The following is a 15,666-nucleotide window of genomic DNA, read 5'->3' on the forward strand; positions in this document are numbered from 1 at the left end:
GCAATCAGCTTTTGAAGCGATCTTTAAAATGTATGAAGTATTTTACGAAGCGGAGTCACCAAACTTGACGTCAAAATAGCAGCCAATGTCGTTAGGCCCACCTCCGCTACCGTCAACATTTCAATCTTGAATAAGCCACGAGTTGCTGGTAACGAGTAGACGACAAACAGCACTAAAATAACTCCGATCACCACCATAGCTAGTGGTGTTGGACGCCTACTCCTAAGCGTATCCAAAATAACTCTCCGACCAGAAATAGCTAGAATCAAAAAGACGTTTGTCAACACAACCAACAAGAACGTAATGGCTCGCGCGCGCGATTCTGTCCAACCTTGATACATCATATATCCGTGAATGAGCGCAATCGCCACAACCACTAGCCCACCCTGGACAACGCTTTGAAGCACCAATCGTCTACTAAATAATGGGGCGTCAAGTCGGCGCGGTGGGCGCCTCATAGTATTCTCGTCCTCTGGCTCACCCTCAAATACGAGTGTACAGCTAGGATCGATAATAAACTCAAAGAAAACTATATGGATCGGTAGTAGAATTATTGGCCAGCCAAACAGAACTGGAAGAATCGAGAGAACCGCGATTGGTATGTGAACCGTCAAGATATACATCGCTGTCTTCTGAAGGTTTGCAAAGATCCTCCGCCCCGTGCGCACACCTTTGACTATAGACACAAAGTTATCATCGAGCAATACAATCGATGACGCCTCACGTGCTACATCTGTGCCATGTTTGCCCATAGCAATACCAATATGCGCACTCTTTAAGGCTGGGCCGTCATTTACCCCGTCCCCTGTCATCGCAACTACCTCGCCGTTACGCTTGAGAGCATTAACAATCTCAAGCTTTACTCCAGGTGCCACCCGGCTATATATCTCCGTCTCCTGAACAATACGATCACGCATCGCCTCATCGGCCCTCATAAACTCCTCACCCGTCACAACTCGCCCCGCACGAAGGCCAATCTCTTTACCAATACGTCTCGCCGTCTCAGCATAGTCCCCAGTAATCATCATAACTCTGATACCCGCCTGATGCGCCAGCTTAACTGCACTAGCTGCTTCCTTGCGAATTGGGTCTGCCAAAGCAACAAGACCAAGAAAATCATAAGCGTATTTTTCGCGCGACACCTCAACTCTGTTAGTCAACCGACCCCTAGCGACACCCAGAACGCGCAACCCCTCCTGGGCGTAAGCTTTGACCTGTGCCTGAAGCACACTACGATCGGTCTTGCTCAGATTACATAGATCAAATACCGCTTCCGGCGCACCCTTTAACGCAAGCACCTTAGGCACACCCTCTGTATTCGCCCAAACATGGCCAACTGACATTGACGTGTCTTCCAACGGATATTCCTTTATGATCTCCATATTGCCATAAATCGTATTTAGATCAGATACCGCTGAGATGAACGCTTCCTCCATAGGATCAAATGGATTTTTTTGAGAAGCGAGGACCCCAAAAGTGACAACTTCATCATACTGCCCACCTGCTTTACATACTTTACCGTGACGGTCGGTTATACCGACAATAGTCATACGGTTTTCAGTTAATGTCCCTGTTTTGTCAGTACACAAAACGGTCGCACTTCCAAGTGTTTCAATCGTCTGGCTCCGTCGACTCAGCACGTTATTTTTAGCAAGACGCCATGCGCCAAGCGCCATAAACACCGTCAGAACAACAGGAAATTCCTCAGGTAGCACTGCAATCGATAGAGTCAAGCCAGCCAAAAAGCCGTGCAATAAATCACCTCGCAACACCCAAAATAATATAGTCAGCACCACAGACAAACCGATAGCGATTGCCGCAATAATACGCACCGTTTTGCTAATCTCTTTTTGAAGTAGGGTCTTTTCTGGCTTGATCTCATTTAGCGACGTGCCGATTTTACCCATTTCGGTTGCTACACCAATCGCTATCACCTCGGCGATCGCGTGACCTTTGACGATCATTGTCCCCGAATATACATGATTCTCTCGTATGTCTTTTGCCAACGTAGCGTTTTTGTCGACTGGCACCGACTCACCAGTCAATATACTTTCATCAGCCATAAGATTATAGGCATCAACTAGACGCGCGTCAGCAGGCACCCTTCCGCCTTCACTAACAACAACCAGATCGCCCACCACTAACTCTCGACTCGGTATGACTACGTGCTTGCCACCGCGCACAACTTCGCAATTTGGACTGGCCAAACTACGAAGCGCCTCGAGCGCTTTCTCAGTCTTTGTATCCTGATATAGCTCGATAGCAACAACAACAATGACTGAAACCATAAGCACAATCGCCTCACTACGATCACCGAGCAAAAAATAAACTACGACGACCGCCAACAAAAGAAAGATCATCGGCTCAGTCAGAATACTAAATACTAGTCCAAAGATGCTGCGCTTTTCGCGATCTGGCAACTCGTTGTAGCCGTCTCGCCTCTGTCTGGCGGCCACCTCACGTACCGTTAGACCGTGCATATTTTTTGCATTCATCAGTATTATTTTATCAAACCACAAGCACAATCAAAAGTAGACTATAGATAACGCTCTTCATCCAAAAAATAACCATCACTACAACAGACTATTCTCTCAACCGTTACCTATAGGTACTTTTTAAGCGTAGACAGGTGTTGTATTAGTTCATGGTTTTTTGACTTTCGCGCATAATCATCCATACGTCTGATCGTATGTTTATGATTGCGGATTGATTCACTGGTTAAGTTTTTTGGTAATTTATCCTGCTCAACAAAAAACAGCCCCTCGTAGCACCTGCTGACTAGCTTTTCGTCATTGCAATGCTTAAAGGCACGAATCGCATCGTGGAATCGATTCGCATTATAGTGATACACTCCTTCGGCACGCCAGCTATCACGAATTAGCTCAGGCTTACGCAGTGCATACTCGGCAAAACGGCGTGAAGCAGTAAAGTCATTTTTACCCATATAATAAATCGCGCCATTATTACCGACAACCGCTAGCAACTCCGCGTCACGGCTAGCTCGCGCGACCTTAAGTGCATGTTCATAGGAATTACGCTTCATCAGCTGGCTCACTACTTTACCGTAAGCTGCATCGAGATTTCTGCTAACAATATCGCGCTCATGACTCAAAAGATAAGCAAATCTTGCACTCTGCAAAAAATCTTCCGCTCGCACCTCATGTGTCTCGAAATACTCATCGGTTGTATCGAGTAAATTGATACTTACTATCTCACTTAGCGGCAGTACACTCGCATCGGCACTTGAGGCATAATTTTTCCACGTCCCGTTCGTCGCTTCGATATCAACACCGCCACAATGAAGCGCCACATGACCAGGCAAAGTCCTAACACGCAAATCCTTAACGTCCAGATATCTAGAGTACAGGTAGATATAGAGAGTGACGATTTGATTACAGTCACCTACCATAGTATCTTGTAACGGGTCACGCAATAGTCGCCCAAACGAACTTGATGCCCGATATTCATACCTACCATTCGACGGCGATAGATAGTCCATGATCACCTGAATTAGCCGAACTTGATCGCTACGAATATTTACACCAGGCACGATCGCACGAACATGCCTAGTGATCTCATCTGCCGACGCACCATACGTGCGATAAAACTTCTCAAAATCTTCAGTGATACGATCAAGATTAGCGTATAGCTCACGACGCTTTGATTTCGTTAGATATCGATAGCCTTTGTAGCGAAACTCAGTCCACAAATTAACTACTGCGATATTTTCCTGGACTAATCTGTCTAGCTCGGCGCTAATATATACTCGAGAATTATGCTCCGACAGCCGATCAAAAAACTTTGCCACACGACGCTCACGCACATCAACATAGGGGCTAAGAAGATAATAAACTGATCGAATAATTCCCATATTGCTAGTGTATCGCGATATTTAGATTATTACGAATCAAAGGTCGCTACACACGCTCGGCGTCATACTTAGAGAGCATGACACAAGCTAGGTGATCCATAAGTGGCTTGATGTCGGCATCCGTCAGCGTCCGATCGGGGTGCGTAAACGTAATATGCAATGTAGTTGACTTATGGTCGGCGTCGTCTAACGACTGATAGATACTCACTGGGTCAATTGTTATATTTATTTCCCCAGCCCGTTCAGCAAGTGAAGTCCGCGTGGTGTCAAGTAACGACTCATAGGCCACATCAACCCGGGACTTAAGAGTGACATCCTGACTAATCGATGGATACCGACTCAAAGGACGATATTGCTTGCTCTTTTCTTCGCTAGCCTTTTTTAAAGCCTGAAGATCAAGACTCATTGCTGAACTATATTCAGGAAGTTTAAATGACTTACGGACGCTTGCTTTTAGTTCGCCGACTATACCAACGCTCTTACCGTCGCATGTTTTCACTAGCGCGCTACGCGATTGCTCAAATGGAGCAACAAATGGATCATCTAAGGTTTCTTCTATTGGTGCGGTCTTTAGGGTAATTCCCAGGTCTTGAGCAAGACGCATAACTAACCGACGTACACGGAAGTATGGTGAGCCAGACTGCGGACGCTTGCTAGCATACACCGCGTCAATCATTTCAATTTCGCCCGGCAATCCGTTGTCGTCGGTCGCATGATCACGTTTATCGTGAGCCTTACCAATCTCAAATAGCGTAAACTCATCGTATCCCAATTTAATGTTCATGTTGACCTTGTCGAGCAAACTCGGCAAAATGCTGAGACGATAGTATTGCAGATCGGGACTAAGCGCATTTGACAACCGAAATGCCCGAGAAACATCCTGTTCGGCGCGCTTCATAATATTTTCATGAACAAAACTATAAGTCAAAAGCTCGTTCGCACCAGCACGTGACAAGCTATCTCGCACCTGTTGCTTGAAACTGCGAGATTCATTCCTCGGCGCTGGCGACATAACACGCAACGGTAATTCGCATGGAAGCTTATCAAAACCATAAAGACGACCGACCTCTTCCACAACATCCTCAGGATCAACGATATCGGTACGCCAAAACGGTGCGCCGATGATAAGCGTTTGGCCATCGTCTTCGGCCGGGTACGAGGCAAAATTAGTACGGCGCAGCAATCCGCCAATTTCAAAAACCGTCAGATTGCTACCGAGCCGGCTATTTATAAAATCTGTCGCTATACGCATTTCACCACTCAGTGACACCTCATCAAGTTGACCCGTTTTATCTGGGAGATCATATACGTCACTGGCTTGTCTTGCTCCTGTTAAATCTTGAATCATCTTCATAAGGCGAGCCAAAACACGATCATTTTGAAGTGGCGACTGGCCCTTGTTGAAGCGCGCAAGCGCGTCAGTAAATACACCGTGTCGCATCGCGGTTTTTCGCACTGCGTACATATCAAATGTCGCAACTTCAATCACAATATTTTTGGTCTCAGACGACACCTCACTATCACTACCGCCCATGATTCCAGCCAGACCAACTGGCCCCTCGGCGTCTGCGATCACGATATCGTCAGCTGTTAGCTTATAAGTTTTGCCGTTTAGAAGCGAAACCTCTTCGCCATCTCGAGCCATACGTGCGCTAATCTCTTTTCCGCGCAGCTTATCGTAGTCATAAGCATGAGTCGGCTGAGCCGTCATCAGCATTATGTAGTTTGTTATGTCAACAATGTTATTAATCGGCTTTGAGCCCAGTCGAACTAACTCGCACTGAAGCCAGAACGGACTCGGCTCAACTCGGCAGTCTTTCATAGCAACAGTCATAAAACGTGGAACTTTATCTGGAGACTGGTCTACGACCTTTAACTCAAGCCCACTAGCCGATTCAAACGAAGGTTTCATCCAGTACCAGTCAGGATTAGCAAATCCCATATCAAAAATCTCTTCATTATCAGCAGGTACGCCTCTTAGAATTGCTGATATCTCGCGAGCTATACCAATTTGCCCAAAACAATCTGGTCGATGAGTAAACATCTTGTTTTCGATATCAATAACAACATCGTCAAGATCAAACAGATCCATAAAATTAGCGCCTGTCTGCAACGTTCGCCCTTTTGGTAAATCACGTTCTGTTAGCTCAACAATACCATCATGATCGCTGTTAATAGCTAGTTCATCACCAGCCGCCAACATGCCACTACTCATCACACCGCGCAACTTACGTGAATCTAGAACAAATGGCTCCGCATCGTCATAGCTCGCCGGCACAGTTGCTTTTGGCGGCAGCCATACCGCCCACATATCAGCATGAACGTTAGACGCACCGCAAACAACCTGTACACGGCCATTACCATTGCGCTCAACATCGCCAACAGCCCCATTGTCGTCGATCAGACAGACGCTCAGCCGATCCGCATCTGGATGCTTCTCGACGCTAACTACTTTCACAACAATCGCATCTTGGTATTTTTTGCCAAAGTCAATAACCTCTTCAACCCCACCAAGCTGTCCGTTTATTCGATTGACCAACTCGTCAATTGGAGGAATATCAACGTCGACGAGTTTTTGAATTATCTTTAAACTAACCTTCATGAGTTACACCTTTCGTTTCGTAAATAACAACCCCGTCACGCAACTCTAGAAAATGTGACGCCGAAAGATCGCCAAACACCCGCATTGCGTGTGCCGGTACGCTTTTTGGCATGCCAGCCACATCACACCACATAATATCCCGGGTTTTATCCGGCTCACACACTTCTGGCTGACCCGTCCATTTTTTCGTTGCAAAGAAATATACACTCACATCCCTGCCTTTAGTTTCGCGATATATCGCTACTCCAAGAAATATCAGATCACTCTCCTTGACCAATACGCCCGTCTCTTCCTTAATTTCTCTAACAGCAGCTTTCTGAACCTCCTCGTCGTCCTCAACAGTACCACCCGGCATATGCCAAGCATTTGGCTCCCAGTCCGAGTTAGAAGCACGCCGAAGTAGACACACCTTATCACCAGACATCAACCCAACAACAACAGCACGTGTAATCATCGCCTCAGCTCCCGCGAGCTACACAGTACTGCGTTGATAGCGACTTTCAATTTGTATCGATCTACCATACTAAAACTGCCTCAAGAAATTAAGTTTACCGCTCTCAAGGTGACGGATATCTTCAATTTGATACTTCATCATCACTAATCGATCAATGCCACAGCCAAAAGCAAAGCCAGTATAGATTGATGGGTCTATATCAGCTGCGCGTAACACGTTTGGGTGGATTAACCCACAGCCCAAAAGCTCAATCCATTTACTGTGGCTACAGACTGAACAACCCTTTTCACAAAACGGACATTCCAACGCAAACTCAAAGCTTGGCTCAGTGAACGGGAAATAAAATGGATTAACCCGTACATTCAGAGTGCGACCGTAGTACTCCTCGAGAAACTTCTGAAGAGTTGAGACGAGATTACCGACATTTACACCTTTTGCCACATAAATCCCCTCAACCTGGTAGAATGTATGTTCATGTCGTGCGTCTAGATCCTCATTCCGGAACACTCGATCAGGTACAATCGCAGCGATCGGTACTCCACGCTCAAGCTGATCGCGATATTTGACAAGCGTTCGATTCTGCATAGTGCTAGTATGTGCTGGCGCAATCAGCGGATCGCCTTCTGAATCTTTTTCGACTGTCATAAAAGTGTCGTAGTCGTCACGCGCTGGATGTCCTTTAGGAAAATTAAGTACCTCAAACATATGATACTGATCATCAATCTCGCGCGACTCTTCGGTCACAAACCCCATGCGATTAAAAATATCCGAAATAGTTTCGATTTCTCGCATGAGTGGATGTGTCGTACCATGCTCGGTAGGCAACAGGTCTGGTATTGGCGCATTGACATCCATCGGCGCGGTTACATCAATTGGCGGCAAAGTAGCAGTTATTGCTTCGACCTCTTTTTTAGCGACTTCGGCCTCAATCGCCACCTTCAGTTCGTTAACGCGCCGTCCGAATTCCGCTCGGTCTTCTGGAGCTTGCTTGGGTATTTGCGCGTAAAGCTCGCGAAGCTCTCTGCTCTTTAAAACATCGTTCGGATTAGCGGACTCAGTTACACGCGCGATAAGTAGGGCACGTAGTTCTGTGAGATCTGTCATAATAATCGCTACCTCTTAGTTAGGGTTTGTAATATTATCGATTGGTTTGGTAGATGAAAAAAGCAAGCACGGCAAGCGCCGCAAAAAATATCAAAATCCACACTGGCGCGAGCGTCGTAGTCGCTTTTGTGCCCTTTAGGTATGCCGCATCATTAACACCATCAGGCGCATCGCGAAGTTCCGCGCCGTCACCCTCTTGTTTTGCACGTGCCGAAGCCTTTGCTTTTAGCTCCGCAGCTATCCTCTGTTGGAGTTCGCTTCGTGCTTCAGTCTGTTCAAGATATCTTCCCATATGCCAGCTATTATAACAGATACGACCAGATAGTAGTAGACAGCTTATAGTTTATGCTATACTGATTTCATATCTGATTAAAGGAGGGATATATCAAATGGCTACAAAGAAAGCCGCTTCTACAAAAAAAGCGACCGCCAAAAAGCCGGCCGCAGCCAAGACTAGTGTCCGCACTGCTCGTGCAGACGCGTCAAAACCTAAAACCACTACTGTATCAGCAGCTGTTCGCGGCAGGAGTAACGCAAACAAACTACCAGAAAATATCGTCAATATTGTATTTGCCGAGCTTCTAGGTACATTCATCTTGACACTGGTCGTTCTAGCGACGTATCAGGAGTCAGGCGCTCTATATGCCGGCCTCGCTCTCACTGTAATTGTTATGGCAGTCGGTGCCATCTCTGGTGCACATGTCAACCCAGCAGTGACGTTTGGACTCTGGGCAATGCGACGGCTCAAGAGCATTCTCGTGCCGTTCTACTGGGGCGCTCAGTTCCTCGGTGCGATGCTAGCCGTTATCACAATCAACTGGGTATCAAATAACGCCCTAAGTCTCAGTTTTGACAAGATCACAAACATGGACTGGGCGATCTTTGGCGCCGAACTTGTTGGTAGCGCCGTATTCCTATTCGGTATAGCAGCGGTCGTCTGCCATCGTGAACTTTCAAACGGCGCTCGTGCACTTGGTATCGGCCTCTCGTTAGTAGCTGGCGTAGTAGCCGGCACTACCCTATACACCGCAACTCGTACCGCAGAAGTCGCAAGGTACCAGAGTGCATATCTTGCCACACAGCAGAACCAAAAGGCAGAAGCACCAAAGATTCCACACGTAGCTTATGTCAAGGGAGTAACCATCAACCCGGCAGTAGCACTTGCCGTCACTGACCGCACGGAAGGTGAACTAAACAGCTCAAATGGCGCAACCACCAACAAGGAAAAAACCACTAGTCGCCTATCACTCGAAGTAATTCTCGGTACACTAATAGGTGCGGCTCTCGGTGGAAATCTATACCTACTTGTTGCTGGTCGTCGAAGCGATTAGTCGTAACAAGCAACTAAAAAATCGCCCTCTAATGAGAGCGATTTTTTATTGAACCAACTTATTCGACGTTAGGCTTATCGAGCAACAATGGATCTACACTAGAGTCGCTATTAGCAATCTTTACAACGTCTTTATCAACCTTGCCAAATTCTTTATAGGCATTGTTATAATGATTGACCGTTGTGCCAAGCGAGTTACCTAGCTTTTTCATATACTCATCATACTTAGCAATATGCTGGCCAAGTTTGCCGACTCGCACCTGTATATCCTTTGCCTGTTCTTCAATCTGTAGGCTCCTCAACCCCTGCAATACAGTCTGGAGATAAGCCATGAAGCTTGTCGGGCTAGTGATAATAACATGCTTCTCCCGAAACGCGTACTCGATCAAATCACGCGAACTACCGCCACTGCCAACATTGTTCACCAACAAATCATAGTAGAGTGACTCGGAAGGAATAAACATAAATGCAAAATCCATCGTTTTCTCGCTCGGGCGAATGTACTTTGCCGTCTCATCCACTCGACCCTTCAGATCTGCCTTTACTTTTTGAAGATATTGCTCGCGCTCTTTACCGTTCGCCTCAATCATGCGATTGTAGTTCTCGAGCGAGAACTTCGAGTCAATTGGCAATATTTGCCCCTTGTCTAGAAAGATAACTGCATCAACAATTTCCCCGTCGTTAAATTTATACTGTGTCTGAAACTGCCCCGGCGGTAGGACATTCTCCAGCACACTCGATAAATAAAACTCGCCAAACACACCGCGCTGTTTTGGATTAGACAGTACATTTTGCAGAGTCTTTAGCTCATCTGCAACATTTATGACTCGTCGGTTTGTCTCATCCAGCCGCGCCAAACGCTGAGTCACATCGGCCACCAACTTTGCACTTTCGGTTAACTGCTTTTGGACCGACTGCTGTACACCCAAATTTGACTTTTCCAGCTTGTCGCCCATCGTCTGCTGAAGCGACATTATACTACGCGACAACTCTGTCACATCAGTCTTCATCAATTCTACAGCATTTGTATTTTTTATTTCGTTAAACTTCTGCAAAAACACAAACAATACGACGCCAATCCCGCAAATAACTACTATCAACAAAATAATGAGTACGATTTCCATACTCATTATTATATATCACTCACGAATACTACTTTACGCGACTAGCACCCAGCGAACAAGCACGGTTAGTACAGCCACTAAAACGATAGCTAGAATAAAATTACGTATACGCGCCAACCAGCCAAACACTCCATAGGCCAGACCAAAAAATACAGCAGTGATCATCATTGCCCAGTACCAATCTAGACCCATCAGAACATTCTGGATACCCCAAAGGGCGATTACCGATACGATAACGATAAGTAACGGGCGATATATGCGTGTTCGCGCTAATCCCACCACTCCGCCAATCGACCCGACCAGCATGGCGACAATCATCGCATAATTAGGCGCTTGACCACAATCAGCTGTCGACTGAGGACGACAAAGTACTGCGCTAAATATAAATTTATTGAGCAGGAAATATAACACCGAGATAATCGCGCCAACTGCAACACCCACAAGAATCATACTGATAAGCTCACGACGGCTCATCGATACCAGTGGCGACACGCGCGCATCAGTAGCGTCTTCATGGACTGCTTCTTTTACCATAAGTTTCTCCACAAACTATTACTAAACTTTGGTATATTGTACTACTTTTTGACGGGTTTGGCTAGACGCGCCTTCAGTCGCTTTTTTGCGTAATTCTTATACCAAAGCGCCCCAACACCGGCAACAGCTACTCCACCAACAACATCGAGGGGCGTGTGTACCAGAGCAAGCACACGACCAATACAAATTAGTAGCGTCATCACTGCCATCGAAATAGTCATCTTACGGCTACGCGTACCATACCATACAGCCAGCACTAAAAACATCGCAAACAACGCATGATCAGACGGGAAGCCAGGATTATTGAGGTAAGCCGCACCAGGGTTTAGCCCCAACTGCTCAAACGGTCGAAGTTGCTCAGGTTGCCATATAGAACCAAGTAACTTAGCAGTAAAATACGATGTTATACCCGCCATAAAAATTCGACTATAGCGATCATACCGATCGTTACCTGGCACCCGAAATAGTAGCCCATACATCGCCAGTACAATGAGCGGCAACATCAACCAGTCGGCAAGTAGCTTTATGATCATCTCCATGCCTAAAGTATACTACTTTTTGAGGCGACCTGCACCAGATTCAGCTCCGCCAAACATCAAGTGCGCAATATCAGCCACCGCTCGACCAATTGCACTCATATCATTCTGCTGACGCATAGGACGAGATGGTTGACGACGCTCCGGTAACTTAGCCACTGGAGCTGGACGTGGAGCCGCTTTTGGCAAAGGCAAATGACTAGGTCTTATCTCGGGCTTCTTTACTACCGGTTTCGGTGTCAGCTGTGCCATGACGCTCGGTATAGAATCGTCGAGAAGCTGTTTGCGATACGACACAGGAGCCGTATTTGCCCCCCCGTCTCCAATGTCGATTGATTCAAGCATCTGCTGCTTTATTTCAGGAGGAGGACATTTACCAGTATTTTTGGACGCACAAAGCTTTGCCATCGGACAGCCCTCACAAAGCGCCACTGCACGAGAAGCAATCTCAGACCGAACGGCCTGTTTACTGGGTAGTAACATCTCTGGATCTTTTATCAACAATTCACTCATTCAAAAAACGTCTCCGTACTAATCAAGCTGCTCGACACCCCACGATCGACCAACCCACGCCACATATCTCTCACAAACTCAACCGAACCGCACAGTAGGTAATTCACCTCTCCCTCTACAGCTTTTACACAAGCGTCAAGATCGATCCGTCCGCGGTGCATGTTCACCGGAACCTGCTTATTTCGTGTAATATGATGATGTACCGTGAGCGAATCATGCGCCTGTTCGTGACCATTTAACGCCTCGTGAAAAGGAATCTCTTTTGCATCACGATTACTGAAAAATACGTGCGCTAATCGTCCTTTGTCTCGACGCAATTCGTCTTTGACAATACTCCAGATTGGCGCAAGTCCACAGCCTGCACTAATACAAACCAACGGTCGAGATGTTTCGGGATTAAAATACCCATAAGCCGCCGAGATCATAAACGTATCACCGGGCTTCAGATCGTGCAACTTACCCGAGTATTCACCGACCCTCTTAACCGTAATACTCAAATCGTCCTCATGTGGCGCCGACGATAGGCTATATGCTTTTCCCTCAGGTGTCGAGCTATCATCAAAAAACACCGTGATATACTGACCAGCCGTATATATAAACTGCCTATCATCCTCAACACGAAAATAAATCGTTATCGTATCAGACGATTCTTTATGAATCCGAGTTACCTTGGCTACATATCTCTCCATTAGTGCACCACACATTCCTGGACATGACGGCTCATAATGTCGCGAGCCTGATCCATCTCTTGTTTTGTAAATGATTCGCGTTTGTTAAACTGTGGACTAACCGTCGTCCCAGGCACAAAATACTGCAAAGCAAAACGATCAGCGCCGTGCACAAGCTGGCCAATTGACTCAAAATCTTCAGGAACGAGCTGTCCCCGCACAATTGTTGTACGAAATTCATGCGGAATTGTCCGGATTAGATCAATACTTTCGCGAATTGCGTCAATATCGATCGGCCGAGCTGCAATCTGTGAGTACTTCTCGAGCGGGCCTTTTATATCCATTGCAACAAAATCAACCAGATTTTCCTGGAGTAGTTCTCTTAGCACCCCAGGGTTTGTCCCGTTTGTATCAAGCTTGACTAGAAAGCCCATTTTTTTGCATCGACGTATAAAATCAGGTAGATCTTCCTGCATAGTCGGCTCTCCACCACTGATCGCCACGCCATCAAGTAGTCCACGACGCTTCTCGAGAAACTCAAATATCTCTTCTTCGGGGATAGCGCCAGCGTATTGCTCCGGCAAAACCAGTTCGGGGTTATGACAATAACCGCACCGCATATTGCATCCAATCGTGAATATGCTCGCGACTGTATATCCCGGATAGTCAACTGTACTAAACTTTTGAATACCGCCGATTGTCATTTTATTTCCCCTTTGTCTTGGATTGCACCAGAGCCAGCCTACTCTCATGGCACAAGAATCCATGAGGCCCGCTAGGGGCCTCATGCTAAGTCTCCTACTCTATTTGTTCCCCGCCTTGTCGTACTGCTTACGCATACAAAACTCTGCTTTTTTACCATTGTTCCACTGCTCAACTGGACGCAAGAACCCAACCACACGCGAGTATATCTCACAGTTCGACTCACAATTTGGACAAGTCGACTGTTCGCCATTGATATATCCGTGATTTGGACAAACACTAAAGCTCGGACTGAAGGTAAAGTAAGGTAAATGGTAGTTGTCGCAGATTTTCTTGACCAAGCCTTTGAGCGTCTTCGGATCAGCCATGCGCTCACCAAGGAAGAAGTGGATCACCGTACCACCAGTATATTTCGTCTGGAGATTGTCCTGCAAATCAAGTAGCTCAAACAGGTCATCTGTAAAGTTAACAGGTAGGTGTGTCGAGTTTGTATAAAACGGATGCTCAACATCACGACCGATACCGTTTGCAAAATGTGCTGTCTCTGGAAAATCAGCCTTATCAATCTGCGCCAAACGGTAAGTCGTACCCTCGGCAGGTGTCGCCTCGAGATTGTAGTTATTGCCAGTTTCTTTTTGGAACTCAACTAGGCGATCACGCATGTAATCAAGCGTTCGCTCAGCAAATTCACGACCCTGAGTTGAACCGATATTTACACCCAGCAGATTCTCTGAAGCCTCATTCATACCGATCAAACCGATTGTACTGAAGTGGTTCTTCCAATAAACTCCAAAGCGCTTTTTGATATCACGTAGGTAGTATTTTGTATAAGGATAGAGATTCATGTCCGTCAAGCGTTCTAGTGTCTTTCGCTTAACCTCGAGGGACTCCTTGGCCTTCTCCATCAGATGATCAAGGCCCTTGCGGAACTCCGCCTCGTCCTTACTCTTGAGCGCCAAACGAGGCAGGTTGATCGTTACCACACCGACACTTCCTGTCATCGGATTTGACCCAAACAAGCCACCACCACGATACTCAAGCTGGCGATTGTCTATGCGCAAACGACAGCACATGCTACGAGCATCCTCTGGGTTCATATCGCTATTTACGAAATTTGAGAAGTATGGAATACCATATTTCGCACTAGCCTCCCATAGCTTTTCGATAACTGGATTATCCCAGTTGAAGTCCTGAGTGATATTATAAGTCGGAATTGGGAAAGTAAAGACGCGCCCGCTTGCATCACCCTCACACAGTACCTCGAGTAGTGCTTTATTGAAGATATTCATCTCATCCTGGTGATCACCGTAGTTTGTGTCCGCCAGCTCACCACCAATTATTACAGGCTGACCCGCCATATAGCTTGGGCACTCGAGATCAAGTGTAATATTAGTAAATGGCGTCTGGAATCCAACACGAGTCGGAACGTTTACGTTAAACACAAACTCTTGGAGAGCTTGCTTGACTTCTTTGTAGCTCAGCTTATCGTAAGCGATAAATGGCGCGAGGAGCGTGTCGAAGTTGCTAAACGCTTGAGCACCTGCCGCCTCGCCCTGAAGCGTGTAAAAGAAGTTCACCACCTGGCCGAGAGCTGTACGAAAATGTTTCGCTGGTCGAGAAGAGATTTTATTCGTAACGCCAGTAAAGCCCGATCGCAACACATCCTGCAGATCCCAGCCGACACAATAAACACTAACGAGATTAAGGTCATGGATATGCATATCACCACTTCGGTGCAGCTTACCAATCTCTGGTGAGTAAATCTTATTAAGCCAATAAGTTTTGCTTACCTCGCTCGAAATATAGTTGTTTAGACCCTGGAGACTATAGTCCATGTTGCTATTTTCGTTGACACGCCAGTCGAGTTTCGCTAGATACTGATCAACCAGATCAACATGCGCGCCGCTAGCAATCTCTCGAAGCTTTTTATGTTGATCGCGATAGATAATATAAGCCTTGGCAGTTTTCTTGTACCGACTTTCAAGCAATATCTCTTCAACTATATCCTGGATCTGTTCAACAGTCGGAACCTTTTCACTGATCTCTTTTGTAGCTCGTGCGACAACCTTTTCGGCGAGCTTATCAGCTACTACTTCGCCAAATTCACCAGTCTCGAGACCAGCGCGCTCAATCGCTGACATAATTTTTGCCTGGCGAAATGCAACCCTTCGTCCGTCTCGTTTCTTGATGTATGTGTACATACCCCCTCCTCGTACGTTTGCTCTCGG

At 46.5% G+C, this 15,666-nt stretch carries 14 protein-coding genes; 1 reads left to right on the forward strand and 13 read right to left on the reverse strand.

Features of this window, described 5'->3' with window-relative positions; translation table 11 throughout:
• Positions 1 to 23: 23 nt before the first annotated feature.
• The 6 genes from GWK75_02935 to GWK75_02960 form a co-directional block, all read right to left on the reverse strand.
• Entirely contained in the window at positions 24 to 2,495 is a 2,472-nt protein-coding gene (locus GWK75_02935; protein QHU91393.1) for an HAD-IC family P-type ATPase, read from the reverse strand.
• A 107-nt stretch (positions 2,496 to 2,602) separates the two neighbouring features.
• Positions 2,603 to 3,871, reverse strand: a complete 1,269-nt coding sequence (locus GWK75_02940) for a hypothetical protein (protein ID QHU91394.1) — start codon at positions 3,869 to 3,871, stop codon at positions 2,603 to 2,605.
• 46 nt (positions 3,872 to 3,917) lie between these two features.
• Positions 3,918 to 6,473, reverse strand: a complete 2,556-nt coding sequence (gene pheT / locus GWK75_02945) for a phenylalanine--tRNA ligase subunit beta (protein ID QHU91395.1) — start codon at positions 6,471 to 6,473, stop codon at positions 3,918 to 3,920.
• On the reverse strand, positions 6,463 to 6,927 hold the full coding sequence (locus GWK75_02950) for an NUDIX domain-containing protein (protein QHU91396.1): 465 nt from the start codon (positions 6,925 to 6,927) through the stop codon (positions 6,463 to 6,465). Before GWK75_02950 ends, pheT begins: the two co-directional genes overlap by 11 nt.
• A gap of 69 nt (positions 6,928 to 6,996) precedes the next feature.
• On the reverse strand, positions 6,997 to 8,031 hold the full coding sequence (pheS, locus tag GWK75_02955) for a phenylalanine--tRNA ligase subunit alpha (protein ID QHU91397.1): 1,035 nt from the start codon (positions 8,029 to 8,031) through the stop codon (positions 6,997 to 6,999).
• A 34-nt stretch (positions 8,032 to 8,065) separates the two neighbouring features.
• Entirely contained in the window at positions 8,066 to 8,323 is a 258-nt protein-coding gene (locus GWK75_02960; protein QHU91398.1) for a hypothetical protein, read from the reverse strand.
• Between the two features lie 97 nt (positions 8,324 to 8,420).
• Here GWK75_02960 and GWK75_02965 point away from each other — a divergent pair, with 97 nt between their 5' ends.
• Positions 8,421 to 9,362, forward strand: a complete 942-nt coding sequence (locus GWK75_02965) for a hypothetical protein (protein QHU91399.1) — start codon at positions 8,421 to 8,423, stop codon at positions 9,360 to 9,362.
• A 58-nt stretch (positions 9,363 to 9,420) separates the two neighbouring features.
• On the opposite strand, the gene rmuC is transcribed toward GWK75_02965, so the two are convergent.
• From rmuC to GWK75_03000, 7 genes are all read right to left on the reverse strand, one after another.
• On the reverse strand, positions 9,421 to 10,485 hold the full coding sequence (gene rmuC, locus GWK75_02970) for a DNA recombination protein RmuC (protein QHU91400.1): 1,065 nt from the start codon (positions 10,483 to 10,485) through the stop codon (positions 9,421 to 9,423).
• A 33-nt stretch (positions 10,486 to 10,518) separates the two neighbouring features.
• Positions 10,519 to 11,019 (reverse strand): hypothetical protein, encoded by a 501-nt coding sequence (locus tag GWK75_02975; GenBank protein QHU91401.1) that lies wholly within the window; start codon positions 11,017 to 11,019, stop codon positions 10,519 to 10,521.
• Between the two features lie 41 nt (positions 11,020 to 11,060).
• Positions 11,061 to 11,558 (reverse strand): phosphatase PAP2 family protein, encoded by a 498-nt coding sequence (locus tag GWK75_02980; protein ID QHU91402.1) that lies wholly within the window; start codon positions 11,556 to 11,558, stop codon positions 11,061 to 11,063.
• A 12-nt stretch (positions 11,559 to 11,570) separates the two neighbouring features.
• On the reverse strand, positions 11,571 to 12,068 hold the full coding sequence (locus GWK75_02985; protein ID QHU91403.1) for a hypothetical protein: 498 nt from the start codon (positions 12,066 to 12,068) through the stop codon (positions 11,571 to 11,573).
• The gene (locus GWK75_02990; protein ID QHU91404.1) at positions 12,065 to 12,757 is read right to left on the reverse strand and encodes a hypothetical protein; all 693 of its coding nucleotides are present in this window, start codon (positions 12,755 to 12,757) and stop codon (positions 12,065 to 12,067) included. Before GWK75_02990 ends, GWK75_02985 begins: the two co-directional genes overlap by 4 nt.
• On the reverse strand, positions 12,757 to 13,440 hold the full coding sequence (locus GWK75_02995; protein ID QHU91405.1) for an anaerobic ribonucleoside-triphosphate reductase activating protein: 684 nt from the start codon (positions 13,438 to 13,440) through the stop codon (positions 12,757 to 12,759). Before GWK75_02995 ends, GWK75_02990 begins: the two co-directional genes overlap by 1 nt.
• A 99-nt stretch (positions 13,441 to 13,539) precedes the next feature.
• Entirely contained in the window at positions 13,540 to 15,639 is a 2,100-nt protein-coding gene (locus GWK75_03000; GenBank protein QHU91406.1) for a ribonucleoside triphosphate reductase, read from the reverse strand.
• Between the last annotated feature and the right edge of the window lie 27 nt (positions 15,640 to 15,666).

Source organism: Candidatus Saccharibacteria bacterium oral taxon 955 (assembly GCA_010202265.1).
In the GTDB taxonomy this organism is placed as follows: domain Bacteria; phylum Patescibacteriota; class Saccharimonadia; order Saccharimonadales; family Saccharimonadaceae; genus Saccharimonas.